The following is a 25,940-nucleotide window of genomic DNA, read 5'->3' as shown; positions in this document are numbered from 1 at the left end:
GCGAAGATCGTCACTCTTCGGAGTGATCGACTTCTCCCCGTCAGGCCTCCTGTCCACAGATTTCCGAATTCCCCTGGTGTTTGGGCTCAGGCCGCCTCACTCTGGGTAATGACTGAGTGGGTGGCAAGTAGCGGGAACGGGGGCGGTGTTGATGGAAGCGGAGCGATTGATCGCGCTCGGCCGGCACGCGCTGGCGGAGAGCGGGACGGCGCAGGACATCGTGGCGGAGGCCTGGCAGGCCCAGGCCCTCGCCCAGGCGATGGGGAGCAGGCTCGCGCTCTGCGGGCCGCAGGAGTTGCGCGGTGAGGCGCGGGGTCTGGGCGAGACCGGGGAGTATCCGGCGGTGTGGGGCGCCGGAGGGCCGCGCGCGGCCCGGCTGACCGAGGTCGCGGACCCCCACCGGGCGCTGACCGCGCTTGGGGAGCTGCTCGGCGAGGTGGGGATCGCGCTGGTGGGCGTGGCCTGCGCCACCGACGAGGAGGGGCTCTACTGGCAGTGCATCGAGGCGATCGACGCCACCGACGAGTCGGGCGACCGGGTGCGCGGGATGTTACGGCGCCTCGCCGTCCGCGACGGCGAGCGCGCCCGCCCGCCCGACCCCGCCCGGGGCCGTGCTACCCCACGACGGGAGCCCTCGTGCTGACGCCTCTGGTCCGACCGGCCTTCCCGGCTCGAACGGGCTCGCCGGGTTGCCGGGCGCGGGTCCGGCGGGTGCGGTCGGGGCGGGCGGCCCGGGTCCGGCGGATGCGGTCGGGGCGGGCGGTCCGGGTGCCGGCCGGGAGGTTGACGCGCGGCCGACGGTGCAGGATGGAGGCATGGATCTCCGCATCTTCACCGAACCCCAGCAGGGGGCCGACTACGACACCCTCCTCACCGTGGCCCGCGCCACCGAGGAGCTCGGTTTCGACGCCTTCTTCCGCTCCGACCACTACCTCAGCATGGGGTCCGCCGACGGTCTGCCCGGCCCGACGGACGCCTGGATCACCCTGGCCGGACTGGCCCGGGAGACGAAGAGGATCCGGCTCGGCACGCTGATGACGGCCGGCACCTTCCGGCTCCCCGGCGTCCTCGCCATCCAGGTCGCCCAGGTCGACCGGATGTCCGGCGGCCGGGTCGAACTGGGCCTGGGAGCGGGCTGGTTCGAGGAGGAGCACAAGGCCTACGGCATTCCCTTCCCGAAGGAGAAGTTCGGCCGCCTCGAAGAGCAGCTCGCGATCGTCACCGGTCTGTGGGAGACCGAGGTCGGCAAGACGTTCACCCACGAGGGGGAGTTCTACCGGCTCACCGACTCCCCGGCGCTGCCCAAGCCCCTCCAGGAGAAGATCCCGGTCCTGATCGGCGGGCACGGCGCGACCCGCACCCCGCGGCTCGCCGCCCGTTACGCGGACGAGTTCAACATCCCCTTCGCCTCCCTGGAGGACAGCGAGAAGCAGTTCGGCCGGGTGCGGGCCGCCGCCGAGGCGGCCGGCCGTCCGGCCGACGACCTGGTGTACTCCAACGCGCTGGTCGTCTGCGTCGGCCGGGACGACGCCGAGGTGGCCCGCCGGGCCGCCGCCATCGGGCGGGACGTGGACGAGCTCAGGGCGAACGGCCTGGCCGGCTCGCCCGCCGAGGTCGTCGACAAGCTCGGCCGGTACGCGGCCATCGGCTCCTCCCGGGTCTACCTCCAGGTCCTGGACCTGGACGACCTGGACCACCTGGAGCTGATCTCCGCCCAGGTCCAGTCGCAGCTGGGCTGAGCGGGAGGAGCGCCCCGATGCGACCGGCCCGTACGCTCGCCGAAGCCCTCCGGGCGGAGGTCCTCGTCCTCGACGGCGGACTCTCCGACCAGTTGGAGACGCAGGGCTGCGACCTCTCGGACGCGCTCTGGTCCGCGCGGCTCCTCGCCGACGGACCCGAGCGGATCGAAGAGGCGCACACGGCGTACGTACGGGCCGGGGCACGGGTCCTCATCACCTCCGGGTACCAGGCCACCTTCGAGGGCTTCGCCCGGCGGGGCCTGGGCCGGGAGGAGGCGGCGCGGCTGCTCGCCCGGAGCGTGGAGCTCGCGCGGTCGGCGGCGGACGCCGGGGAGCGGGAGGTCTGGGTCGCCGCGTCCGTCGGACCGTACGGCGCGATGCTGGCGGACGGCAGCGAGTACCGGGGCCGGTACGGGCTCTCCGTACGGGACCTTGAGGCGTTCCACCGGCCCAGGATCGAGGTGTTCGCGGCGGCCGGGCCCGACGTCCTCGCCCTGGAGACGGTGCCGGACGCGGAGGAGGCGGAGGCGCTGCTGCGGGCGGCCGAGGGGTGCGGGGTGCCCGTCTGGCTGTCGTACACGGTCGAGGGCGGGCGGACCCGGGCCGGGCAGGACCTGGCGGAGGCGTTCGCGGTCGCCGCGGGGAACGACCGGGTGGTGGCGGTCGGGGTCAACTGCTGCGACCCGGCCGACGCGGGCCCCGCCGTGGAGACGGCCGTCGCCGTGACCGGGAAGCCGGCCGTGGTCTACCCCAACAGCGGGGAGCGCTGGGACGCCCGGGCGCGCGACTGGCGCGGCGGCTCCGCCTTCGATCCGGGGCGGGCCGCCGCCTGGGTGCGCTCCGGGGCCCGGCTCGTCGGCGGCTGCTGCCGGGTCGGCCCGTCCGGGATCGCCGCCCTCGCCGGGGCCCTGGCCGCCGACGGCACCGACGTCGCCGACGGCACCGGCTGAGCCGGGAGCCTCCCGCGCGACCGGCCCGCACGTCCGGGCCGCGCGGAAAATGCCTGGTGGGGCAGGGGAGGACCGCACCATACTCGAAGACGTGTTCCTGACGATCAGTACGACCGGCAACCCGGAGCGACCCGCGACCGACCTCGGCTTCCTGCTGCACAAGCATCCCGAGCGGGCGCAGTCGTTCTCGACCTCCCACGGCACCGCGCACGTCTTCTACCCCGAGGCGGGCGCCGAGCGGTGCACGGCGGCGCTCCTCCTGGAGGTGGACCCCGTGGCGCTCGTGCGCCGCGGCAAGGGCAAGGGCCGGGGCGGCGCCCCGGACTCCGCGCTCGCGCAGTACGTGAACGACCGGCCCTACGCCGCGTCCTCACTGCTCGCCGTCGCGCTCGCCAAGGTCTTCAAGACCGCGCTGCACGGCGACTGCAAGGCGATGCCCGAGCGGGCCGCCGCGCCGCTGCCGCTGCGGATCGAGGTCCCCGCGGTGCCCGCCCGGGGCGGCGCCGGGCTGGTGAGCGCGCTGTTCGGCCCGCTGGGCTGGTCCGTCGTGGAGGCCGAACCGGTCGCTCTGGACGCCGAGTTCCCCGAGTGGGGCGACTCGCGGTACGTGCGGCTCGTCCTGGAGGGCGAGCTGCGGCTCGCGGACGCCCTCAACCACCTGTACGTCCTGCTGCCCGTCCTCGACGACGCCAAGCACTACTGGGTCGCGCCCGACGAGGTCGACAAGCTGCTGCGCGCCGGTGACGGCTGGCTCGCCGGACACCCCGAGCGGAAGCTGATCACGGAGCGCTACCTCTCCCGCCGCCGGGGCCTGGCCCGGGAGGCGACGGAGCGGCTCGAACTGGTCCGGCTCGCCGAGGCCGAGGGCCTGGACGTCGAGGACGTCGACAACGCCGTCGACGAGACCACCGACACCGAGGAGCGGCCGGTGCCGCTCGCCCAGCGGCGGCGGGACGCGATCCTGTCCGCGCTGGACGCGGCCGGGGCGGCGCGCGTGCTCGACCTGGGCTGCGGACAGGGCCAGCTGGTGCAGGCCCTGCTCAAGAACCCGCGCTTCACCGAGGTCGTCGGCGTCGACGTGTCCGTCCGCGCCCTGACGGTCGCCGCGCGCCGACTGCGGCTCGACCGCATGGGGGAGCGGCAGGCCGCCCGCGTGAAACTGGTGCAGGGCTCCCTCGCGTACACCGACAAGCGCCTGTCCGGCTACGACGCGGCCGTGCTCAGCGAGGTGATCGAGCACCTGGACCTGCCGAGGCTGCCGGCCCTGGAGTACGCGGTGTTCGGCTCGGCCCGGCCCCGTACGGTCCTCGTGACCACGCCGAACGTCGAGTACAACGTGCGCTGGGAGACCCTGCCCGCCGGGCGGGTCCGGCACAGCGACCACCGCTTCGAGTGGACCCGCGAGGAGTTCCGGAGCTGGGCGTCCGGAGTGGCGGGGGAGTACGGGTACGAGGTCGGGTTCACCCCCGTCGGCCCGGACGACCCCGAGGTCGGACCGCCGACGCAGATGGCCGTCTTCACCCGTACCACCACCGGGAACGACGAGAAGAACGAGAAGAACGAGAAGGAGGGGCAGGCGTGACCGCCGTCACCGACACCACCGGGCTCACCACCGCACGCCGGGTCCTGCCCGTCACCGACCTCTCCCTCGTCGTGCTCGTCGGCGCCACCGGCTCCGGCAAGTCCACCTTCGCCCGGCGCCACTTCAAGCCGACCGAGGTGCTCTCCTCCGACTTCTGCCGGGGGCTCGTCGCCGACGACGAGAACGACCAGTCCGCCAGCCGCGACGCCTTCGACGTCCTCCACCACATCGCCGGCAAGCGCCTGGCCGCCGGGCGGCTCACCGTCGTCGACGCCACCAACGTGCAGCAGGACGCCCGGCGGCAGCTCGTGCAGCTCGCCAGGACGCACGACGTGTTGCCGATCGCGATCGTCCTCGACCTGCCCGAGCAGGTGTGCCGCGAACGGAACGCGGCCCGCCCCGACCGGGCCGACATGCCCGCGCACGTCATCCAGCGCCACCGCCGCGAACTGCGGCGCTCGCTGCGCGGCCTGGAGCGCGAGGGCTTCCGCAAGGTCCACGTGCTGCGCTCCGTCGAGGAGGTCGAGGCCGCCGAGGTCGTCCTGGAGCGCCGCTTCAACGACCTGCGCCACCTCACCGGCCCCTTCGACGTCGTCGGCGACGTGCACGGCTGCAGCTCCGAGCTGGAGACCCTGCTCGGCAGGCTCGGCTACGTCGACGGGCACCACCCCGAGGGGCGCACGGCCGTCTTCGTCGGCGACCTCGTCGACCGGGGCCCCGACTCCCCGGGCGTCCTGCGCCGCGTGATGTCCATGGTGGCCTCCGGCGACGCCCTGTGCGTCCCCGGCAACCACGAGAACAAGCTCGGCCGCTGGCTGAAGGGCCGCAAGGTCCAGCGGACCCACGGCCTCGCCGAGACCATCGAGCAGCTGGAGGGCGAGAGCGAGGAGTTCCGGGCCGAGGTCGAGAGGTTCATCGACGGACTCGTCAGCCACTACGTCCTCGACGGCGGCGACCTCGTCGTCTGCCACGCCGGGCTGCCGGAGAAGTACCACGGCCGCACCTCCGGCCGGGTGCGCTCGCACGCGCTGTACGGGGACACCACCGGTGAGACCGACGAGTTCGGGCTGCCCGTGCGCTACCCGTGGGCGGAGGAGTACCGGGGGCGGGCCACCGTCGTCTACGGGCACACCCCCGTGCCGAACACCTCCTGGATCAACAACACCCTCTGCCTCGACACCGGGGCCGTCTTCGGCGGGAGGATGACCGCGCTGCGCTGGCCGGAGCGCGAACTCGTCGACGTACCGGCCGAGCGGGTCTGGTACGAGCCGGCCCGGCCGCTCGCGACCGCCGCGCCCGGCGGGCACCAGGGGCGCCCCCTGGACCTGGCCGACGTGCACGGGCGGCGGACCGTCGAGACCCGGCAGCACGGCAACGTCGCCGTGCGCGAGGAGAACGCGGCGGCGGCCCTGGAGGTCATGAGCCGCTTCGCGGTCGACCCGAGCCTGCTCGCGTACCTGCCGCCGACGATGGCGCCGACCGCCACCTCGAAGGAGGAGGGCTACCTGGAGCACCCGGCCGAGGCCTTCGCGCAGTACCGGGCCGACGGCGTCGAGCGGGTCGTGTGCGAGGAGAAGCACATGGGCTCCCGGGCCGTGGCCCTGGTCTGCCGGGACGCCGACGCGGCCCGCGAGCGCTTCGGCGCCGACGGGGTGACGGGCGCCCTGCACACCCGTACCGGACGCCCCTTCTTCGACGACCCCGCCGTCACCGAGGAGGTCCTCGGGCGGCTGCGGACCGCGATCGGCGCCGCCGGGCTCTGGGAGGAACTGGCTGCATCGAACAGCGCCTCCGGCGCGGGCGACTGGCTGCTGCTCGACGGCGAGCTGATGCCGTGGTCGCTCAAGTCGGCCGGTCTGCTCCGCGCCCAGTACGCGGCCGTCGGCGCCGCCTCGGGCGCCGTGCTGCCCGGTGCGACCGGCGCCCTGCGGCGGGCGGTGGAGCGCGGGGTCGAGGGGCTCGACGGGCTGCTCGGCCGGCAGCGGGAGCGGGCGGTGGACGCGGAGGCCTTCACCGCCGCCTACCGCAGGTACTGCTGGCCGACCGAGGGCCTGGAGGGCGTGCGGTTCGCGCCCTTCCAGCTCCTGGCGGCGCGCGGGCGCTCGCTCGCGGCCGTGCCGCACGACGAGCAGCTCGCGTGGCTCGACCGGCTCGTGGAGCACGACCCCACCGGGCTGCTCCAGGTCACCCGCCGGCTCGTCGTCGACACGGGCGACGAGGCCTCGGTCCGCGCGGGCACCGACTGGTGGCTGGAGCTGACCGGCGCGGGCGGCGAGGGCATGGTCGTCAAGCCGCTTGCCGCGCTCGTCCGCGACGCGAAGGGCCGGCTGGTGCAGCCGGGCGTGAAGGTCCGCGGCCGGGAGTACCTGCGGATCATCTACGGCCCCGAGTACACCCGTCCGGAGAACCTGGAGCGGCTGCGGCAGCGCTTCCTCGGCCACAAGCGGTCCCTCGCGCTGCGCGAGTACGCGCTCGGCCTGGAGGCGCTCGACCGGCTCGCGGACGGCGAACCGCTCTGGCGCGTCCACGAGGCCGTCTTCGCGGTCCTCGCCCTGGAGTCGGAGCCGGTGGACCCGAGGCTCTGAGCCGGCGGACCCGAGGCTCTGAGCCGGTCGGCCCGACGCTTCGAGCCGGAACCCCACGGGTGCGCGGGGAGCACGGCCCCGCGCACCCGCCCTGTGCCGAAACACGCGCCGGGGCGGCCCCCCTCCGTCAGGATGGACCCATGGGATTCCATGTCGATTCCGAGACCGGGCGGCTGCGCCGCGTCATCCTCCACCGCCCCGATCTGGAGCTGAAGCGGCTCACCCCGACCAACAAGGACGCCCTCCTCTTCGACGACGTGCTCTGGGTGCGGCGGGCCCGGCAGGAGCACGACGGCTTCGCCGACGTGCTGCGGGACCGGGGGGTGGAGGTGCACCTCTTCGCGGACCTCCTGAGCGAGTCGCTCAAGGTGCCGGCCGCCCGCGCGCTCGTCCTGGACCGGGTCTTCGACGAGAAGGAGTACGGTCCGCTCGCCGCCGACCACCTCCGGGCGGCCTTCGACTCGCTCGACGCCGTCGCGCTCGGCGAGGTGCTCGTCGGCGGGATGACGAAGCGGGAGTTCCTGGCGGCGCACCGGGAGCCGACCTCGGTCCGCTTCCACGCCCTCGACCTGGACGACTTCGTCCTCGGCCCGCTGCCCAACCACCTCTTCACCCGGGACACCTCGGCCTGGATCTACGACGGCGTCTCCATCAACGCCATGCGCTGGCCGGCCCGGCAGCGCGAGACGGTCCACTTCGAGGCGATCTACAAGCACCACCCGCTCTTCACCGGGCCCGAGGCGGGCCCCTTCCACCACTGGTCGGAGGGGCAGGCGGACTACCCGTCGACGATCGAGGGCGGGGACGTCCTGGTCATCGGCAACGGCGCCGTGCTCATCGGGATGAGCGAGCGCACCACCCCGCAGGCGGTGGAGATGCTGGCCCGGGGCATGTTCGCGGCCGGTTCGGCGCGCACGATCGTCGCGCTCGACATGCCGAAGCGGCGCGCGTTCATGCACCTGGACACGGTGATGACGATGGTGGACCAGGACACGTTCACCCAGTACGCGGGGCTCGGCATGCTCCGCTCGTACACGATCGAGCCGGGGGACGCGGGGCAGCCCCTGCGGGTGACCGACCACCCGCCGGAGCGGATGCACGGCGCGATCGCGGCGGCCCTGGGGCTCCCGGAGGTCAGGGTCCTGACCGCCACCCAGGACGTGCACGCGGCCGAGCGCGAGCAGTGGGACGACGGGTGCAACGTGCTCGCCGTGGAGCCGGGGGTGGTCGTCGCGTACGAGCGGAACGTCACCACCAACACGCACCTGCGCAAGCAGGGCATCGAGGTGATCGAGATCCCCGGCAGCGAGCTGGGCCGGGGGAGGGGCGGCCCGCGCTGCATGAGCTGTCCGGTGGAGCGGGACGCCGTCTGAGACCTCGGTGGGGCACTGGGGAGGGCGCCGGGAGGGCACCGGGTCGGCGGCGAGGAGGGTGCCGGGAGGGGGCTGTATATAAATGTTGAAGTACGTATAGACTTCCATGGTCCCCGATCGCCGTCCCCCGACCGTACCCACAGGAGCGCGACCCATGGCCACAGACCTCATCGGCCGCCACTTCCTCAAGGAGCTGGACTTCACCGCCGAGGAGTTCCGCGGGCTGGTCGCGCTCGCCGCCGAGCTCAAGGCCGCCAAGAAGGCGGGCGCCGAGGTGCGGCGGCTGCACGGCCGGAACATCGCCCTGATCTTCGAGAAGACCTCGACCCGCACCCGCTGCGCCTTCGAGGTCGCCGCCTCCGACCAGGGCGCCTCCACGACCTACCTGGACCCCGCGAGCTCCCAGATGGGCCACAAGGAGTCGGTCAAGGACACGGCCCGCGTGCTCGGCCGGATGTTCGACGGCATCGAGTACCGGGGGGACAGCCAGGCCGCGGTCGAGGAGCTCGCCGCCTTCGCGGGCGTGCCCGTCTTCAACGGCCTCACCGACGACTGGCACCCCACCCAGATGCTCGCCGACGTGCTCACCGTGACCGAGCACACGGACAAGCCGCTGGACGAGGTCGCCTTCGCCTACCTCGGCGACGCCCGCTTCAACATGGGCAACTCCTACCTGGTCACCGGCGCCCTGCTCGGCATGGACGTCCGGATCGTCGCCCCGAAGACGTACTGGCCGGCCGAGGAGGTCGTCGACCGGGCCCGCGAGCTCGCCGAGAAGAGCGGCGCCACCGTCACCCTCACCGAGGACGTGGCGGAGGGGGTCCGGGGCGCCGACTTCGTCGCCACCGACGTCTGGGTCTCCATGGGCGAGCCCAAGGAGGTCTGGGACGAGCGGATCGTCGCCCTCGCCCCGTACTCCGTGACCATGGACGTGCTGCGCGCCACCGGGAACCCGGACGTCCGGTTCCTGCACTGCCTGCCGGCCTTCCACGACCTGGGCACCGCCGTCGGCCGCGACATCCACGCCCGACACGGCCTGACCGAGCTGGAGGTCTCCGACGAGGTCTTCGAGTCGGCGCACTCGGTCGTCTTCGACCAGGCCGAGAACCGGATGCACACCATCAAGGCGGTCCTGGTTGCCACGATGGCGGGGACCGGGGCGGGGGCCGGGGCCGACGTCGGGACCGGGGCCGGGGCATAGCGTTGCGCCCGATTGGGTGAACATGCGCGGTGCGGTTTACGATCGCACGGTTCAGGGGGGTTCGGGCAGGTAAGCCCGAACCCCCCTCTCGCGTGCCCGCACCAGAAACGAGAACCCCCGCATGCCCCCGTCCGCCGCGCGGATCAAGACGCCGCAGCAGCTCATCGCCGAGTCCGGCGCCGACCTCGAAGGCCACGGCCTCAAGCGCACCATGGGCCTCTTCCAGCTCGTCTGCTTCGGCGTCGGCGCGATCGTGGGCACCGGCATCTTCGTCGGCCTCTCCGACAGCGTCGCGGAGGCCGGCCCCGCGGTCGTGGTCTCCTTCGTGCTCGCCGGGATCACCTGCGTCTTCACCGCCTTCTCCTTCGCGGAGCTGGGCAGCGCGATCCCGGTCTCCGGCTCCTCGTACTCCTTCGCCTACGCGAGCCTCGGCGAGCGGGCCGCCTTCCTCGTCGGCTGGTGCCTGCTCCTGGAGTACGGCGTGTCCGTCTCCGCCGTCGCGGTGGGCTGGAGCCAGTACCTCAACGAACTCCTGGACAGCCTGGTCGGCCTGCGGCTGCCCGCCGCGCTCTCCGCCGGGCCGGGCGAGGGCGGCGTGGTCAACCTGCCCGCCGTGATCGTGATCCTGCTCGCCGCGACCCTGCTCGTGCGCGGGGTCCGCGAGAGCGCCCGGGCGACCGCCGCCATGGCGGTCCTCAAGATCGGCATCCTGATCGTCTTCTGCGCCATCGGCTTCTCCGCCTTCCAGGACGGGCACCTCTCGCCGTTCACGGGCAGCGGCGCCGCCGGCATCACCGCGGGCGCCTCCGTGGCCTTCTTCTCGTACATCGGCTTCGACGCGATCACCACGGCCGGCGAGGAGGTGAAGAACCCGCGCCGCAACATCCCGATCGCCATCCTCGTCTGCATCGGGCTCGTCACCCTGCTCTACTGCGCGGTCGCGCTCTCCGCGATCGGGGCGATCGGCGCCGACGCCGTCGCGAACAGCCCGGCCGCGCTCTCGGTCGTCGTGGACGAGGTCACCGGCTCGTCGGTCGGCGGCGGGATCGTCGCCTTCGGCGCGGTCGTCGCCATCGCCTCCGTCGTCCTCGCGGTGATGTACGGCCAGACCCGCATCCTGATGTCGATGTCCCGCGACGGGCTCGTCCCCCGGGTCTTCGAGCGGGTCTCCCCGAAGACCTCGACCCCCGTCGCCAACACCTGGATCGTCGCCGCGGTCTTCGCCGTGCCGGCCGCCTTCGCCCCGCTCGACGTGGTCGTCGACCTGACCACCATCGGCACCCTGGCCGTCATGGCGGTCGTCAACCTCGCGGTGATGGTGCTGCGCCGCCGTGCCCCCGAGCTGCCGCGCTCCTTCCGGGTGCCGCTCTTCCCGCTGAGCCCGGTCCTCGGCATCGGCTTCTGCCTGTACCTGATCTGGGGCACGGGCTGGACGACCTGGCTCCAGTTCGCGGTCTTCCTGGTCGCGGGCGGGCTGCTGTACGCGGTCTACGGGCGCCGCAACTCGCGGCTCGCCGCGCGGTAGGACGTGTCCGGCGGATCGGGGGCGCGGCCCCGGCCGTGATCCGCCGGACACGCCCCGGGGGAAGCCGCGGGACGACCACCCTCCTATCGCGTACTCGTGACGACAGTCACAGGACGGTGATACGCTCCGATACGGAGGAAGGAGGCCGTTCCGGATGAGCCCCTTTACCGGCTCCGCGCCCCGCACCGCACGCTGGCGACACCTGCGCCTGGACGTCGACGAGGGCGTCGCCACCGTCACCCTCGCCCGGCCCGCGAAGCTCAACGCCCTCACCTTCGGCGCCTACGCCGACCTGCGCGACCTCCTCGCCGAGCTCTCCCGCGAGCGGACCGTCCGCGCCCTCGTCCTCGGCGGCGAGGGCCGCGGCTTCTGCTCCGGCGGCGACGTGGACGAGATCATCGGCGCCACCCTCGCCCTCGACACCGCCCGGCTCCTCGACTTCAACCGGATGACCGGCCAGGTCGTCCGCGCCCTGCGCGAATGCCCCTTTCCCGTCGTCGCGGCCCTCCACGGCGTCGCCGCGGGCGCCGGGGCGGTCCTCGCGCTCGCCGCCGACTTCCGGATCGCCGACCCCACCACCCGCTTCGCCTTCCTCTTCACCCGGGTCGGCCTCTCCGGCGGCGACATGGGCGCGGCCTACCTGCTGCCCCGGGTCGTCGGCCTCGGCCACGCCACCCGGCTCCTCATGCTCGGCGAGCCCGTCCACGCCGCCGAGGCCGAGCGCATCGGCCTCCTGAGCGAACTCACCGAGGAGGGCGCCGCCGACGCCCGCTCCGCCGCCCTCGCCCGGCGCCTCGCGGACGGCCCCGCGCTCGCCCTCGCCCAGACCAAGGCCCTGCTCACCGCCGAACTCGACATGCCCCTCGCCGCCTCGGTCGAACTGGACGCGGCCACCCAGGCCCTCCTGATGCACGGCGAGGACTACGCCGAGTTCCACGCGTCCTTCACCGAGAAGAGGCCCCCGAAATGGCGGGGCCGCTGACCGCGCCGGGCGCCCCGGACCCCCGCGGGCCCCGGGCCGCGCCCCCGTCCCCGTACCGCGTCGCGGTCGTCGGCGGCGGCCCCGGCGGGCTCTACGCCGCCGCCCTGCTCAAGCGGCGGGACCCCCGGCGCGAGGTCACCGTCTGGGAGCGGAACGCGCCCACCGACACCTTCGGCTTCGGCGTCGTCCTCTCCGACGAGACCCTCGGCGGCATCCGGGAGGCCGACCCCGTCGCGTACGCGGCGCTCGACCGCGAACTCGTCCGCTGGGACGACATCGACGTCGTCCACCGGGGCCGGCGCACCACCTCCACCGGCCACGCCTTCGCCGCCCTCGGCCGCCGCCGGCTCCTGGAACTCCTGCACGCCCGCTGCGCCGACCTCGGCGTACGGCTCCGCTTCCGCGCCGAGGCCCCGCCCGCCGCCGAACTCGCCGCGGGACACGACCTGGTCGTCGCCGCCGACGGCGTCCACAGCCGCACCCGCGAGACGTACGCCGCGCACTTCCGCCCCCGGATCACCACCCACCGCTGCCGCTACATCTGGCTCGCCGCCGACTTCGCCCTCGACGCCTTCCGCTTCGAGACCGCCGAGACCGAGCACGGCGTGATGCAGCTCCACGCCTACCCCTACGGGCCCGGCTCCTCCACCGTCATCGTCGAGGCCCGCGAGGAGGTCTGGCGCGCCGCCGGACTCCACGCCCTGGACGAGGCCGGATCCACCGCCCGCTGCGCCGAGATCTTCGCCGGAGCGCTCGGCGGCCGGAGGCTGCGCGCCAACAACTCCGCCTGGACCGCCTTCCGCACGGTCGTCAACGACCGCTGGTCGCACGGCAACACGGTCCTCATCGGCGACGCCGCCCACACCGCGCACTTCTCCATCGGCTCCGGCACCAAACTGGCCGTCGAGGACGCCCTCGCCCTCGCCGACGGCCTCGACGCGCACGGCAGCACGGAGGAGGCCCTGGCCGCCTACGAGGCCGGGCGCCGCCCCGCCGTCGCCTCCACCCAGCGCGCCGCCGCCGCCAGCCTGCACTGGTTCGAGGAGCTCGCGGACCGCGTCGACCGCCCGCCCCGCCGCTTCGCCTTCGACCTCCTCACCCGCAGCCGCCGCGTCACCCACGCCAACCTGCGCCTGCGCGACCCGGCCCTCACCGCCGCCGTCGAGGACGACTTCGGCTGCCCGCCCGGCACCCCGCCCATGTTCACCCCCTTCCGGCTGCGCGGACTGACCCTGCGCAACCGGATCGTGGTCTCCCCCATGGACCTGTACGTCGCGGAGGACGGCGTCCCCGGCGACTTCCACCTCGTCCACCTGGGCTCCCGGGCCCTCGGCGGCGCCGGACTCGTCATGACCGAGATGGTCTGCGTCAGCCCCGCCGGCCGCATCACCCCCGGCTGCACCGGCCTCTGGACCGACGAACAGGCTACCGCCTGGAGCCGGATCACCGACTTCGTCCACACGGGCGCCCCCGGCACAGCGATCGGCGTCCAGCTCGGCCACTCCGGCCGCAAGGGCTCCACCCGGCGCATGTGGCAGGGGATCGACCGGCCCCTGCCCGAGGGCAACTGGCCCCTCGTCGCCGCCTCGCCCCTCCCGTACCGGCCCGGCGTCAACCAGACCCCGGCCGCCCTCGACCGCGCCGGACTCACCGCCGTGCGCGAGGAGTTCACGGCCGCCGCCCGGCGCGCCGCCCGCAGCGGCTTCGACCTCCTCGAACTCCACGCCGCCCACGGCTACCTGCTCTCCGGCTTCCTCTCCCCGCTCACCAACCACCGCACCGACGCCTACGGCGGCGACCTCGAAGGACGCCTCCGCTTCCCGCTCGAAGTCCTCGACGCGGTACGGGAGGCGTGGCCCGACGACCGGCCCCTGACCGTCCGGATCTCGGCCACCGACTGGGCCGAGGGCGGCACGAGCGCCGAGGACGCCGTCGCGACCGCCCGCGCCCTCGCCGCGCACGGCGCCGACGCGATCGACGTCTCCACCGGCCAGGTCGTCCCCCACGAGACCCCCGCGTACGGCCGCTCCTACCAGGCCCCGTACGCCGACCGCATCCGCAACGAGACCGGGATCCCCGTGATCGCGGTCGGCGCGATCTCCTCCTGGGACGACGTCAACTCCCTCCTCCTGGCGGGCCGCGCCGACCTCTGCGCCCTCGCCCGCCCCCACCTCTACGACCCCCACTGGACCCTCCACGCCGCGGCCGAACAGGGCTACGAGGGCCCGGCGGCCCCCTGGCCGGACCCGTACCGCGCGGGCAGCCGCCGCCCGCCCACCGGCCGCGGCGACCGGGAATCCCCCTGAGTCCGGACCGCCTGCCGTCGCCTTCTGCCGTTCGGTAGCATCAACAAGGCTTTTCGCAGGCCGAGTTGACATCTGCTTCGAGTTGAAGGAAGTGCGGCCCTTGAGTGAACGACAGCCCTTCTGCACGGTGGAAGTGCCCACGGGGGACGGCGACGACGTCGTCCGGGTCCAGGTGAGCGACGCCGACGAGAGCCTCGTGCGCGTGGGCCGCGGCGGCCGCGCGGTGGCGCGCGCCGAGCAGTCCCTCGACCAGGTCCTCGGCGTGGTCCGCCCGGTGGCGGACGCATTCGTCGGGCAGTGCCGGGGGATGGCGACACCACCGGACGAGGCCACCCTGGAGTTCGGCATGTCGCTGTCGGCCGACGCCAAGGTCCTCATCGCCGGCTCCTCCGCGGCGGCGAACTTCTCCGTCAGCCTGACCTGGCACGCGCGGAGCGACGACGGCCGGGGCCAGGGCCTGTCCGAACCCGATCCGTCGAACACCCCTTGAGGCGGGGACTCGATCCAGCACAGGCCCGCTGCCGACCGGAAGGTGCCCATGACCGAGGAGAGGCCCGCCGGTGCCGGGGGACCGGAGTCGGTGATCGCGTCGGCGGTGGTCCGGATCAGAGGGCGGGACGGCACGATCGCCGGGGCGGGCTTCCTGGTGACCGGCGAATGGGTCCTCACCTGCGCGCACGTGGTGTCCGACGCGCTCGACCTGCCCCGGGACACCGCCGTCGGCCCGGGCGCCCGGGTCGAGGTCGACCTGCCCCTCGCCGACGGCGTCCCCGCCGCGCCCGCCGAGGTCCTGCACTGGGTCGCGACCAGGGACGACCAGAGCGGTGACGTCGCGGTGCTGCGGCTCGCCGGTCCGCTGCCCGGAGCGTTCCCGCTGCCGATGGCCGACGCGCGCGACGTCTGGGACCACGAGACCCGTACCGTCGGCTTCCCCGACGAGCACCCGGACGGCATCTGGCACGGGGGACGCTTCCGCGGCTCCACCGGGCGCGGCTGGGCGCAGTTGTCGCGGACGGACGGCCAGGCGGTCCACGTCCGGCCCGGCTTCAGCGGCAGCCCCGTCTGGGACGACCGCCTGGGCGCGGCGGTCGGCCTGGTCGTGGCGGCCCAGCCGGTGCGCGAGGCCCAGCAGGCGTTCGTGCTGCGCACCGGCGCACTGGCCCGCGAGGTGCCCGCACTCGCCGCCGTCCTGCTCCCGAAGTCGCCGTTCCGCGGCCTCGCCGCCTTCCGGGAGGCCGACGCCGGGATGTTCTTCGGCCGGGAGGACGACGTCGACCGGGTGGTCACGGCGCTGCGCGGGGACCGCCCGGCCGTCACCCTGTACGGACCCTCCGGCTGCGGCAAGTCCTCGCTCGCCTTCGCGGGAGTGGTGCCCCGGATGCGCGGGGCCGGACATGACGTGCTGACCGTCGACTCCGGACGCGTCGGGAACCTGCGCGCGGCGCTCGCGACGGAACTCTCCGGACCGGCCGGAGCGTCCTCCACCGGCTCCGTACGGACCGAACCGGCCTCCGCCGACCTCCCACGGACCGAACCGGCCGAACCTGCCTCCCCACCGACCGTCGACGCCGACCGGGTGGAGGCGTGGCTGGGCAGGCTGGGGCTCGCCGACGCGTTCCACCGCGCCACGGGCCGCCCGGCCGCGCGCCTGCTCGTCGTGCTCGACCAGGCGGAGGCGCTCCTCGACCTCCCCGACGCCGACCTCGCCGACGCCCTCGACCTGCTCTTTCCGCCGCGTCCGCCCACCGGACTGCGGGTCCTCCTGACGCTGCGCGCCGACTGCGTGGACGCGGCCCTGAACCATCCCCGCCTGGGCCCGGCGCTGCGGCGGTCCGCGACGCTGCCGCTGACGCCCATGACCCGGGACCAGCTCCACGCGGTGATCACCCGACCGCTCCGGGACGTTCCCGCGGTGGACTACGACCCCGGCCTCGACCGGCGCATCCTGGACGACGCGGGCGGCGAACCGGGCGTCCTGCCGCTCCTCGGCTTCGTCCTGGAGCGGCTGTGGGAGCGGCGCGACGCGGGCCGGCTGCGGGCGTCGGCGTATGAGGAGACCGGCGGGGTCACCGGCGCCCTGCGGCACCACGCGGAGGAGGCCTGGCGGGAGTGCGTCCGGCCGGAGGACGAGCCGGAGGCGCGACGGCTCCTCGCGGGCCTGGTCCGCGTGCTGCCGGGCGGCGACGTCACCCTGCGGCGGGCCCTCGCCCGCCAGGAGGCCGGGGAGGAGCGCTGGGCCCTGGCACGGGCCCTGGCCGAGCGCCGTCTGCTGGTGCTGTCGGGCGGCGACGGACACCCGGAGAGCGCCGAACTGGCACACGAGGCGCTGATCACGGTCTGGCCGGCACTGGCGGACGTGGTCCGCGTCGACGCCGGCTTCCTCGCGGCACGGGCGGAGACGCAGCATGACCTGGAGCGGTGGACCGACGCCGGCCGCCCGGCCTCCCTGCTGCCCCGGTCCCCGCACCTGGCGGCGCTGGAGAAGCGCCTGCACGGACGCGAGGAGGAACTGACCGCGCCGCAACGCGCGTTCCTCGCACTGGCACGGCGCCGGCAGCGCACGCGGACCCGGTGGACCCGGGCGCAGTGGGGAGCGGCGGCCCTGGCGCTCGCCCTGATCGCGGGCCTCGGCACCTTCCTCGCGCAGCAGTCGCGGGTCAGCGCGCAGCGCGAGGCCGAGGGACGGTCGCGCAGCCTGGCGGTGCAGTCGGACGGACTGACCGACTCCAACCCGGGACAGGCCGCCCTGGCCGCGCTCGCGGCGTACGAGATCGCACCGACCCAGGAGGCCCGCAACGCGCTGCTGCGCCGCTACACCGAGGTCAAGGACGTCACCTGGATCCTGTCGGGCGCGGAGGGGATGATCAACGGATCGCTCCTCGGCGGGGGCGGCGCGGACATGAGCGGGGACGGAGCGGTGACCCTGGTGGCGTCCGACGTCGGACGCGCGACCCTGTTCCTGCGCGCCGAGGGCGGCGGGGTGCGCCAGGAGAGCTTCCGCCTCGGCACCAACGCCACGTCCCCCGTCGTCAGCCACGACGGACGGCGCGTCGCCTACGTGCGCGACGGGGACGGCGTGGTCGTCTGGCACGACGTCACCCCCGGGGGGAAGAGCCTGCTGGGGCCGGCGCATCCGCTGGAGGACCCGCCGGGCAAGGCGGACGGGAACGGGGCCCGCCCGCACAAGCTCGTCGACTTCTCGCGCGACGCCCGCTTCCTCGTCGAGGCGGAGGAGGGCTCCCCGACCTCCCCCGCACGCGTCTGGGACCTGGAGACGGAGCGACCGCGCGACCTGGCGAACAGGATCACCGGGATCCGGTCCGTGAGGTTCGGCCCCGACGGCGACACGCTGCTGGTGAACGGCGCCGGGACCGGCACCGAGCTGCTGCTGGCGTTCGACGTCCGGGCCGACGGGGCGCGGCAACTGGACGAGGGCATGGACGCCGACGGCTCGACCGTGTCGAGCGACGGGACCACGGCGGTCACCTGCCACCCGGGCGAGACGGACGCCACGTCCCCCAGCAAGGCCCTCTACCGGGCGATACGCGTGGCGGACGGGCGGGTCCTGCGCACCCACCGCTCCGGCGAGACCCTGTGCGCACCCGTCATCCTCGACGCCGCGGGCGACCGGTTCACCGTGTGCGAGTACAACACCTGGTACGTCGTGGACACCCACGGCACCGCCCGGCCGCGGGAGTTCCTCGCCCCCTCGGGCATGAGCCGCTTCGACATCGACGGAGGGCTCCCCCTGCTCGGCTCCGGGAAGGAGCCCGTCGTGGTCGCCGTGAACGAGAACTCGATCACCGGACGGCGTCTGGCGTCCGCCGGGGGGAAGACCGCCCACGGAGTGCCGAGGCTGCTCGGGGACGGGAGCACGATGCTGGTCCGGCTCGGGAAGAAGGGCGAGTCCCTGGGCGTCGTGGAGACCGAGGGCGACAACCGCGTCCTGGCCGAGGCGGCCGTCGGGGCCGGAAAACCGCCGGCCGAGGACCAGCTCATCGCCGTCGACGGTGCGGAGACCCTGATGGCGGACGTGTCGGACGGGAACCGGGTGACGGTCCGCCGACTGCCCTCCCTGGAACGCCTGACGGAGTTCACCACGGCCGCACCGCCCGTGGACGACGAGGGGAAGCCGGGCCCCGTCCACCTCGTCCTCCTGCCCGGTGACCGCCTCGTCACGGTCGCCGGTCCGCACGTCGAGCAGTGGGACGCCCGCACGGGACGCCGCCTCGCCCCTCCGATCGACCTGGACGACCTCCGGCTGACCACCCGCGACCGGCCGTCCTACTTCGTGGGCCCCCACCACGAACCGGAGTCGCTGCTGGTCAGCGTGTACGAGGAGTCCGACCTGCACGTCGTCGACCTGCGCACGGGCCGGGAGCGGAAGGAGCTCCGCATCCGGTTCGCCGAGGACTTCCTCACCGCCTACTTCCTCAAGGACACGCGCCACCTGGCCGTACTGACCACGGGGCGCATGCTGGAACTGTGGTCCGTCGAGCCGGGCCGGCCACCGCGCCGGGTGACGGGCTCGTTCGGGCCGCTGCGCCCGCAGAACTGGGCGACCGGAAATCCCGGAGGGGCGGAGTACTTCCTCGCCGCCGGCAACTCCGTGACCTTCATGAGGGCGGACGACCCGTCGCGGCGGGACACCTACGAGTTCGCCGAGAACCAGCGCGTCCTCGCCGCGAGCCGGGACGGCAAGGCCCTGCTCGGCTCGCCGGAGCGGGGCGGCTCCCTCTCCTCCGCGTTCGGCGGGCAGCCCCTCCTCCTGACCCGCCTCGACCCCGCCCTGTGGAAACGGCACCTCTGCGACGTGCTCGGCCGGGACCTCACCGACGCCGAACGCATCGGCCTGCCCGGCCGGTTGCCGGACAGGACGTGCCCCGCCCGCTGAGCGCGACGCCGGCGGCTCAGTGCTCGCAGAGGGAGAACTCGCGTTCGTAGACCTGCTCGTTGTGCTCGTCCACGAAGAACTTGCGCTCCCGCATGAGCTCCTCGCGGTACTCCTCGGCCTGCGCGCGCGTCATGGTCGAGGTGTCGGACCACGGCTGCTGCGGGGGTACGTCGGACGTCGAGACGATCCGCTCCCACGGGTCGACCAGGAAGAACGCGAGGATCTTGCGGTGTCCCGGGCGGGCGGGGTCCGCGAGGCGGAACGGGGCGACGCGGTGCTGGAGGGTGTTCGGGAACGCCAGGCAGCGGCCCGCCGGGGTCGCCACCGATCCCAGCACCTGGTTCAGCGCGTCCTCGTCCTCCAGGCCGTAGACCTCGCGCAGGCCGTTGTCGTCGTTCTGCGCGTAGTGGGGGTCGTCGAGCGCCGCCCGGAAGCCCAGCCGGCTCTCGGTGATGTTCTCGCTGTCCCAGTAGTAGAGGCCGGTCGAGACGATCCGCTCGTTCAGCATCCCCTCGACGTGCCAGGAACCGCCGGCGTACTCGGGCTTCTCCGGGGTGAGGTGGAGGGTGGCGAGCTTGACGATCACCTGGAGGCGACGGCCGCGCAGGTCGACCCGGGCGGATGCGTCGGGCAGTGCGGGCGGGGTGAAGTCGGGGGCGTCCGGGACGACCGGGCGGCGGTTCTCCCACCACTCCTCGTGGGCCTGTCCCCACGCGTCGAGCGCGTCGCGGTAGGCCCTTTCATCGGTGAAGGAGGCCTTGTGCGGGTACTCCGGCTCCGAGTCGTACCACCCGTAGGGGTCGGCCTCGATCCGCGGGGGCCGGGGGTGGCGCAGATCGGTGAGCACGTTCTCCAGGAGCGGGCGGAAGCGTGCGAACAGCTCCGGCAGGACGGCGGCCAGCTCGCGATGGTCCTCGGGGTGGACGTTGTTGACGTACGAACGGAAGGCGACGGCGCCGTCCTCGTCGACCTCGACGTCCGTGGGCAGCCACTGGAACCGCTCCGAGAACTCGTGCTTCGAGTAGCTGTCCGTCGGGTTCCGCCAGGCTTCCTCGGGAGCCCCGCTCACCTCCCTCACCAGGCAGAACAGCGAGGGGTGGACCAGGTCGAGGACCTGGCCGTCCGATCCGGGATGCCAGTCCCTCTCCGCCTCGGGCACCTCCTCCAGGACCCGGACCGCCTCGCGCAGCCGGGACCGGAGCCCGTCGTCGACCAGCGCGTCCGACTGCCACACGCCGTCGACGCCGGACACCTCGGCGCCGGTCCGCCCGTCCCGCAGGGCGGCGTAGTGGGCGAGTTCGGCGAGGACGTGACGGACCTGTGCCTCGGTGAGCCCCTGCGCGACCGCCTCCCGCGTCCACCTGCCGACGATCTCGGGGTCGTGCATCTTCTCGGACCAGTCCGGCTTCTCCCGGATGTGCGCGCTGCACTCGATCATCTGGAGTTCCCGCAGCGTCCTGGGCGTCGCGGACGCTATGGAGCGGGAGGACTGGAAGGGCAAGGGGAAAGCGGACAGGGCGGACAATGCTCTCGTTCCTCACGGTCGGTGTGCGATGGCGGGAACGATACTGCGGAGGACCGACACCGCGGCTGCGGCCCGGCGGGGCCTCAGCGCACCACGCGGTGGCGGAGGTAGACGACCTTCGAACCGAAGGTGCGGCTCTCGACGAGTTCGAGGTCCACCCGGCGCTCGTCCCGGGGGAAGAACGGGATGCCGCCGCCGACCAGCACCGGATGGACCATGGTCCGGTACTCGTCGATCAGCCCCGCCGCGGCCGCTTCGGCGGCCAGGGTCGCGCCCCCGATCGCGATCTCGCCCCCTCCCGGCTCGGTCCGCAGCCGCCCGATCTCCTCCGCCACGCTCCCGGAGGCCAGCCGGGCGTTGCCCCGCACCTCCGTCAGGGTGGTGGAGAACACCACCTTCGGGAGCGGATTCCAGAGCGAGATCCACTCGCGCGTCGGGGCGTCGAGCGACGGGTCCCGGTCGGCGGTCTCCCAGTACAGCATCGTCTCGTACAGCCGCCGCCCCATCAGGTGGACGTCCACCCCCCGGATGTCGTCGATCCAGAAGCGGAAGACCTCCTCGTCGGGCCCCGACCAGTCGAAGCCGCCGTCCGGCCCGACGATGTAGCCGTCGAGCGAGACGCCCATCGAATAGGTCACTCTGCGCATCGGAAGTCCTCCTCGGTGACGGGGTATCCGACAGTACGGCCGCCGGACGCCGGGGGACCCGTCACGACGCGCGGGAGCCCGCCCGGGTCCGGACGACCGGTCGAACGCCCCTGCGCACCATCCCCGTCGGGGACGAAGCGCCGTCGCCGCCCTGGTCCCGGAAGCGGGGGCGCGCGGCGCCCTACTCCCCGTACCCGGCCAGGAAGGGCCGTACGAACTCCGCCCCCCGGTCCCGCAGCAGCTCGTGCAGGGACGCGAAGACCTCCGCCGAGCGGCGGCCCGGCCAGTCGTCGGGGAGGAGCTCCGCCGGGAGGACCGGGTCCGCGTAGGGGAGGCGGCGCCAGGAGTCGAGGGCGAGCAGGTAGTCGCGGTAGGCGTCCCCGGGATCGCCCGGGGACGTCCGCCACGTGCGCAGGACCGGCTCGTGGGCCGTCAGGAACTCCTCGTGCAGGGCCGCGATGGCGGGCAGGTCCCACCAGCGGGCCGCCGCCTCCGCCGTCGCCGCGTACCCCAGGTGGTCGCCCCGGAAGAGGTCCACGTACGGGGAGAGGCCGAGCCGCTCCAGGGTGTTGCGGGTCTCCTCGTACAGACGCGCGGGCGCGATCCAGACGCCCGGCGCCGCCGTCCCGAAGCCGAGGCGGGCGAGCCGGGAGCGCAGCAGGTGCCGCTTGTGCCGCTCGGCCTCGGGCACCGAGAAGACGGCCAGGACCCAGCCCTCGGACAGTTTCGGCTCGCCCCGGGCGTAGATCCGGCGGTCGCCGTCGTCCAGGAGCCGGCGGGCGTCCTCCGAGAGGGCGTACCCGGCGGCCCCGTCCGCCGTCCGGCGCGGCAGCAGCAGGCCGCGCCGCTTGAGGCGCGACACCGAGGAGCGCACCGAGGGCGCGTCCACGCCGAGGACGGCGAGCAGCCGGACGAGCGCGGCCACCGGCGTCGGCGAACCGTCGGACGTGCGCCCGTACGCGCCGTAGAGGGAGACGATCAGGGATCGGGGGGTGTGCTGCTCGGCCACGTGATCACTTTAGGCGGTGGGTGCGTGGGATGTGCACACGTCAGACGAGGTCGCACCGGGTGCGGGTGCGGGCCACGGGTGCGGGTGCCGCCGGGCCCGGTCACACCGGCTCCCGCAGCCGGAAGCGCTGGAGCTTGCCCGTCGCCGTGCGCGGCAGCGCGTCCAGGAAGACGATCTCGCGGGGCGACTTGTACGGGGCGAGGCGGGCCCGCACGAAGGCGCGCAGCGCGGCGGCCGTGCTCGCGTCGCGCGGCACCCCGTCCCGTACCACCGCGTACGCCACGACGACCTGGCCGCGCAGCTCGTCCGGGCGGCCCACCACGGCCGTCTCCACCACGTCGGGGTGGTCGAGGAGGACCTCCTCGACCTGGGGCCCGGCGATGTTGTACCCGGCCGAGATGATCATGTCGTCGGCCCGGGAGACGTACCGGAACCAGCCGTCGGGCTCGCGGACGTACGTGTCGCCTGTGACGTTCCAGCCGTCCCGCACGTACTCGGTCTGGCGGGGGTCGTCCAGATAGCGGCAGCCGACCGGGCCGCGCACCGCGAGCAGCCCCTCCTCGCCGTCCGGGACCTCCCGGCCCTCCCGGTCGACGACCCTGGCGTGCCAGCCGGGGACCGGGCGGCCGGTGGTGCCGGGGCGGATGTCGCCGTCGGCGGCCGACAGGAAGATGTGGAGCAGCTCGGTCGCGCCGATGCCGTTGATCAGGCGCAGGCCCGTACGGGCGTACCAGGACCGCCAGGTCGCCTCCGGCAGGTTCTCCCCGGCGGAGACGCAGCGGCGCAGCGAGCCGGTGTCGGGGGCGACGCCCTGCGCCAGTTCGCCGAGCATCACCCGGTAGGCGGTCGGTGCGGTGAAGAGCACCGAGATCCGGTGCCGCTCGATCGCGGCGAGGAGCTGCTTCGGGCCGGCCTGTTCGAGGAGGACCGCGCTCGCGCCGGCCCGCAGGGGGAAGACGAGGAGCCCGCCGAGGCCGAAGGTGAAGGCGAGCGGCGGCGAACCGGCGAAGACGTCGTCGGGCAGCGGGCGCAGGACGTGCGCGGAGAAGGTGTCGGCGACGGCCAGGACGTCCCGGTGGAAGTGGACGCAGCCCTTGGGGCGGCCGGTGGTGCCGGAGGTGAAGGCGATGAGGGCCACGTCGTCGGCGGCGGTCGGCACGGCCTCGTACGGGCCGGGGCGGCGGGCGGCGAGGGCGAGCAGGTCGTCCGGCCCGTCCCCGCCGAACGGGGTGATCCGGAGCCCGGGGATCCGGGCCGAGAGGAGTTCGTCGAGGGAGTGGACGTCGCAGAGCGCGTGGGTGCAGCGGGCCGCGTCCGCCATGACGGCCAGTTCGGGGGCGCGCTGCTGGGCCAGAACGGTGACGGCGACCCCGCCGGCCTTCATCACGGCGAGCCAGCAGGCGGCCAGCCAGGGGGTGGTCGGCCCGCGCAGGAGGACCCGGTTGCCGGGCACGAGCCCCAGGTCGGAGGTGAGGACGTGGGCGATCCGGTCGACCCGGTCCCGCAGCTCCCCGTAGCTCCAGACCACCCCGTCGCCGTCGTGGAAGGCGGGCCGGTCGGCGCCGAACCGTTCCATCGTGCGGTCGAGGAGTTCCGTCCCGCAGTTGAGCCGGTCGGGGTACGTCAGCTCCGGAAGGCCGAAGAGGAGCCGGGGCCACCGCTCCGGCGCCGGCAGCCGGTCGCGGGCGAAGGTGTCGAGGTGCGCCGAGGGTGTCAGCTCCATGAGTCCGTCCCCCTGTCGTGGTGGGGTCGCCCGTCGCTCCACGAGCGTATCGTGTCGGTGACGACAGTCAACGGTCCGCGACAAGGGTGCCGGGAGGCGCCGAGACGAGGGCGCCCAAGGGCGCCGGAGAGGGCCCACATGCCCGCATTCTCGCTCGAACCGGAACAGACCACCTGGTGTGCGGAGCTCCGCGCCCTCGCCGCCGAACGCCTGAAGCCCCTCGCCGAGCGGGGCGAACCCGGCCGGGTCAACCGCCCCCTCGTCGCCGCCCTGGGCGACCTCGGCCTCCTCTCCCGCCTCTTCGGGGCCGGCGCCCTCGACCTCTGCCTCCTGCGCGAGTCCCTCGCCCGGGTCTGCACCGAGGCCGAGACCGCCCTCGCCCTCCAGGGCCTCGGCACCCACCCCGTCGCCGCCTTCGGCACCCCCGCCCAGCGCGCCCGCTGGCTCCCCGAGGCCACCGCCGGCCGTGCCGTCGCCGCCTTCGCGCTCTCCGAGCCGGACGCCGGCTCCGACGCCGCCGCGCTCGCCCTCGACGCCGTCCCCGACGGACGCGGCGGCTGGCACCTGCACGGCGAGAAGCGCTGGATCTCCAACGCCCCCGAGGCCGACTTCGCCACCGTCTTCGCCCGCACCACCCGGGGCGCCGGAGCCCGGGGCGTCACCGCCTTCCTCGTCCCCGCCGACCGCCCCGGCCTCGGCGGCGAACCGCTCGACATGCTCGCCCCGCACGCGCTCGGCACCCTCACCTTCGACGGGGTCCCCGTCGGCCCCGACGATCTCCTCGGCGCCCCGGACCAGGGCTTCCGGGTCGCCATGGGCACCCTGAACCTCTTCCGGCCCAGTGTCGGCGCCTTCGCCGTCGGCATGGCGCAGGCCGCCCTCGACGCGGCCCTCGCCCACACCGCCGCCCGCCCCGCCTTCGGCGGCGTCCTCGCCGACCTCCAGGCCGTCTCCCACCGGATCGCCGAGATGGCCACCCGTACCGAGGCCGCCCGCCTCCTCGTCCACGCTGCGGCGAGCGCGTACGACCGGGGCGACCCGGACGTGCCCCGGCGCTCCGCCATGGCCAAGCTCCTCGCCACCGAGACCGCCCAGTACGTCGTCGACTCCGCCGTCCAGCTCCACGGCGCCGCCGCCCTCCAGCGCGGCCACCTCCTGGAACACCTCTACCGCGAGGTCCGCGCGCCCCGGATCTACGAGGGGGCCACCGAGGTCCAGCGCACGATCATCGCCAAGGACCTGTACGCCCGTCGCGACGAGGAGGCCCCTCACGGCGAGGAGGCCCCGCAAGAGAAGGAACTCCGTCACCGCGAGGAACTCCGTCACCATGGGGAAAAGGGACACCATGGGCAACAGGGACACGCCTTCCCCAGGAAGGAGCCGGCCCCATGAGCCTGCACCGCCACAACCCCGCCGACCTCGCCCCGCCCACCGGCTTCAGCCACGCCGTCACCGCCACCGGCACCCGCTTCGTCTTCCTCGCCGGGCAGACCGCGCTCGACTCCGGCGGCACGGTCGTGGGGGAGACCCTCCCCGAGCAGTTCACCACCGCCCTCGCCAACCTCCTCACCGCCCTGCGCCACGCCGGCGGCACCCCCGCCGACCTCGCCCGGGTCACCGTCTACGCCACCGACGTCGAGGACTACCGCGCCCACGCCCGTGAACTGGGCGGCATCTGGCGGAGGCTGGCGGGCCGTGACTACCCCGCGATGGCCGTGATCGGAGTCGTACGCCTCTGGGACGAACAGGCCCTGGTGGAGCTGGACGGCTTCGCCGTCCTGGACGAGCCCGTGCACGCTTGATCAACTGGTCGCCCTCACGGACCGGGCTTAGGGTCGAAAAAGTGGGCCGACCGGCCCACGGCTCCCTCCCGTGAGGGCGTTACGCGCCATGACCGCT

18 protein-coding genes are annotated in these 25,940 nt (G+C 74.1%); 14 read left to right on the top strand and 4 right to left on the bottom strand.

All coding sequences use genetic code 11. The features are described from left to right. Positions 1–151: 151 nt before the first annotated feature. From AB0398_RS27015 to AB0398_RS26960, 12 genes are all read left to right on the top strand, one after another. On the top strand, positions 152–643 hold the full coding sequence (locus AB0398_RS27015) for a DUF6099 family protein (RefSeq protein ID WP_366378221.1): 492 nt from the start codon (positions 152–154) through the stop codon (positions 641–643). Between the two features lie 172 nt (positions 644–815). Further along, positions 816–1,739, top strand: a complete 924-nt coding sequence (locus AB0398_RS27010; protein WP_366378220.1) for an LLM class F420-dependent oxidoreductase — start codon at positions 816–818, stop codon at positions 1,737–1,739. Positions 1,740–1,756: 17 nt separating this feature from the next. After that, positions 1,757–2,689 (top strand): homocysteine S-methyltransferase, encoded by a 933-nt coding sequence (mmuM, locus tag AB0398_RS27005; protein WP_366378219.1) that lies wholly within the window; start codon positions 1,757–1,759, stop codon positions 2,687–2,689. A gap of 91 nt (positions 2,690–2,780) precedes the next feature. Continuing rightward, positions 2,781–4,271 (top strand): 3' terminal RNA ribose 2'-O-methyltransferase Hen1, encoded by a 1,491-nt coding sequence (locus tag AB0398_RS27000; protein ID WP_366378218.1) that lies wholly within the window; start codon positions 2,781–2,783, stop codon positions 4,269–4,271. Beyond that, a complete protein-coding gene (locus AB0398_RS26995) occupies positions 4,268–6,856 on the top strand; it encodes a polynucleotide kinase-phosphatase (RefSeq protein ID WP_366378217.1) in 2,589 nt (862 codons plus the stop codon). Before AB0398_RS27000 ends, AB0398_RS26995 begins: the two co-directional genes overlap by 4 nt. A 140-nt stretch (positions 6,857–6,996) precedes the next feature. Then, positions 6,997–8,229, top strand: coding sequence for an arginine deiminase (locus AB0398_RS26990; RefSeq protein ID WP_366378216.1), 1,233 nt, complete (start codon positions 6,997–6,999; stop codon positions 8,227–8,229). 154 nt (positions 8,230–8,383) lie between these two features. Then, positions 8,384–9,430: an ornithine carbamoyltransferase gene (gene argF / locus AB0398_RS26985; RefSeq protein WP_366378215.1), complete on the top strand. Its 1,047-nt coding sequence runs from the start codon at positions 8,384–8,386 to the stop codon at positions 9,428–9,430. A 121-nt stretch (positions 9,431–9,551) separates the two neighbouring features. Continuing rightward, entirely contained in the window at positions 9,552–10,955 is a 1,404-nt protein-coding gene (locus tag AB0398_RS26980; protein WP_366378214.1) for an amino acid permease, read from the top strand. Between the two features lie 154 nt (positions 10,956–11,109). Next, positions 11,110–11,937 carry an enoyl-CoA hydratase family protein gene (locus tag AB0398_RS26975; RefSeq protein WP_366378213.1) on the top strand — a complete coding sequence of 276 codons (828 nt, stop codon included), beginning with the start codon at positions 11,110–11,112 and terminating at the stop codon, positions 11,935–11,937. After that, positions 11,922–14,243 (top strand): bifunctional salicylyl-CoA 5-hydroxylase/oxidoreductase, encoded by a 2,322-nt coding sequence (locus AB0398_RS26970; protein WP_366378212.1) that lies wholly within the window; start codon positions 11,922–11,924, stop codon positions 14,241–14,243. Before AB0398_RS26975 ends, AB0398_RS26970 begins: the two co-directional genes overlap by 16 nt. Before the next feature lie 100 nt (positions 14,244–14,343). Beyond that, on the top strand, positions 14,344–14,733 hold the full coding sequence (locus AB0398_RS26965; RefSeq protein WP_366378211.1) for a CU044_2847 family protein: 390 nt from the start codon (positions 14,344–14,346) through the stop codon (positions 14,731–14,733). A gap of 48 nt (positions 14,734–14,781) precedes the next feature. Further along, the gene (locus tag AB0398_RS26960) at positions 14,782–19,137 is read left to right on the top strand and encodes a serine protease (protein ID WP_366378210.1); all 4,356 of its coding nucleotides are present in this window, start codon (positions 14,782–14,784) and stop codon (positions 19,135–19,137) included. Between the two features lie 16 nt (positions 19,138–19,153). On the opposite strand, the gene AB0398_RS26955 is transcribed toward AB0398_RS26960, so the two are convergent. The 4 genes from AB0398_RS26955 to AB0398_RS26940 all read right to left on the bottom strand — a co-directional run bounded on the left by AB0398_RS26955 (position 19,154) and on the right by AB0398_RS26940 (position 24,041). After that, positions 19,154–20,662 carry a DUF4246 domain-containing protein gene (locus AB0398_RS26955; protein WP_366378209.1) on the bottom strand — a complete coding sequence of 503 codons (1,509 nt, stop codon included), beginning with the start codon at positions 20,660–20,662 and terminating at the stop codon, positions 19,154–19,156. A gap of 83 nt (positions 20,663–20,745) precedes the next feature. Beyond that, on the bottom strand, positions 20,746–21,309 hold the full coding sequence (locus AB0398_RS26950) for a dihydrofolate reductase family protein (RefSeq protein WP_366378208.1): 564 nt from the start codon (positions 21,307–21,309) through the stop codon (positions 20,746–20,748). 181 nt (positions 21,310–21,490) lie between these two features. Then, positions 21,491–22,318: a PaaX family transcriptional regulator C-terminal domain-containing protein gene (locus AB0398_RS26945; RefSeq protein WP_366378207.1), complete on the bottom strand. Its 828-nt coding sequence runs from the start codon at positions 22,316–22,318 to the stop codon at positions 21,491–21,493. Between the two features lie 100 nt (positions 22,319–22,418). Next, positions 22,419–24,041 carry an AMP-binding protein gene (locus AB0398_RS26940; RefSeq protein ID WP_366378206.1) on the bottom strand — a complete coding sequence of 541 codons (1,623 nt, stop codon included), beginning with the start codon at positions 24,039–24,041 and terminating at the stop codon, positions 22,419–22,421. A gap of 138 nt (positions 24,042–24,179) precedes the next feature. Here AB0398_RS26940 and AB0398_RS26935 point away from each other — a divergent pair, with 138 nt between their 5' ends. Then, positions 24,180–25,433: an acyl-CoA dehydrogenase family protein gene (locus tag AB0398_RS26935; protein ID WP_366378205.1), complete on the top strand. Its 1,254-nt coding sequence runs from the start codon at positions 24,180–24,182 to the stop codon at positions 25,431–25,433. Continuing rightward, on the top strand, positions 25,430–25,843 hold the full coding sequence (locus AB0398_RS26930; RefSeq protein WP_366378204.1) for a RidA family protein: 414 nt from the start codon (positions 25,430–25,432) through the stop codon (positions 25,841–25,843). The genes AB0398_RS26935 and AB0398_RS26930 overlap by 4 nt, the downstream gene beginning before the upstream one ends. Positions 25,844–25,940: the final 97 nt, after the last annotated feature.

The organism is Streptomyces sp. NPDC086147 (assembly GCF_040702165.1).
Classification (GTDB): Bacteria; Actinomycetota; Actinomycetes; order Streptomycetales; family Streptomycetaceae; genus Streptomyces.
This window is presented reverse-complemented; position numbering and strand designations above follow the sequence as displayed.

Coding starts and splice junctions, on each gene's coding strand:
- AB0398_RS26930 (WP_366378204.1), top strand. CDS start 25,430: ATGAGCCTGCACCGCCACAACCCCGCCGACCTCGCCCCGCCCACCGGC.
- mmuM (WP_366378219.1), top strand. CDS start 1,757: ATGCGACCGGCCCGTACGCTCGCCGAAGCCCTCCGGGCGGAGGTCCTC.
- AB0398_RS26940 (WP_366378206.1), bottom strand. CDS start 24,041: ATGGAGCTGACACCCTCGGCGCACCTCGACACCTTCGCCCGCGACCGG.
- AB0398_RS26970 (WP_366378212.1), top strand. CDS start 11,922: ATGGCGGGGCCGCTGACCGCGCCGGGCGCCCCGGACCCCCGCGGGCCC.
- AB0398_RS27015 (WP_366378221.1), top strand. CDS start 152: ATGGAAGCGGAGCGATTGATCGCGCTCGGCCGGCACGCGCTGGCGGAG.
- argF (WP_366378215.1), top strand. CDS start 8,384: ATGGCCACAGACCTCATCGGCCGCCACTTCCTCAAGGAGCTGGACTTC.
- AB0398_RS26935 (WP_366378205.1), top strand. CDS start 24,180: ATGCCCGCATTCTCGCTCGAACCGGAACAGACCACCTGGTGTGCGGAG.
- AB0398_RS26960 (WP_366378210.1), top strand. CDS start 14,782: ATGACCGAGGAGAGGCCCGCCGGTGCCGGGGGACCGGAGTCGGTGATC.
- AB0398_RS27010 (WP_366378220.1), top strand. CDS start 816: ATGGATCTCCGCATCTTCACCGAACCCCAGCAGGGGGCCGACTACGAC.
- AB0398_RS26980 (WP_366378214.1), top strand. CDS start 9,552: ATGCCCCCGTCCGCCGCGCGGATCAAGACGCCGCAGCAGCTCATCGCC.
- AB0398_RS26975 (WP_366378213.1), top strand. CDS start 11,110: ATGAGCCCCTTTACCGGCTCCGCGCCCCGCACCGCACGCTGGCGACAC.
- AB0398_RS26990 (WP_366378216.1), top strand. CDS start 6,997: ATGGGATTCCATGTCGATTCCGAGACCGGGCGGCTGCGCCGCGTCATC.
- AB0398_RS26950 (WP_366378208.1), bottom strand. CDS start 21,309: ATGCGCAGAGTGACCTATTCGATGGGCGTCTCGCTCGACGGCTACATC.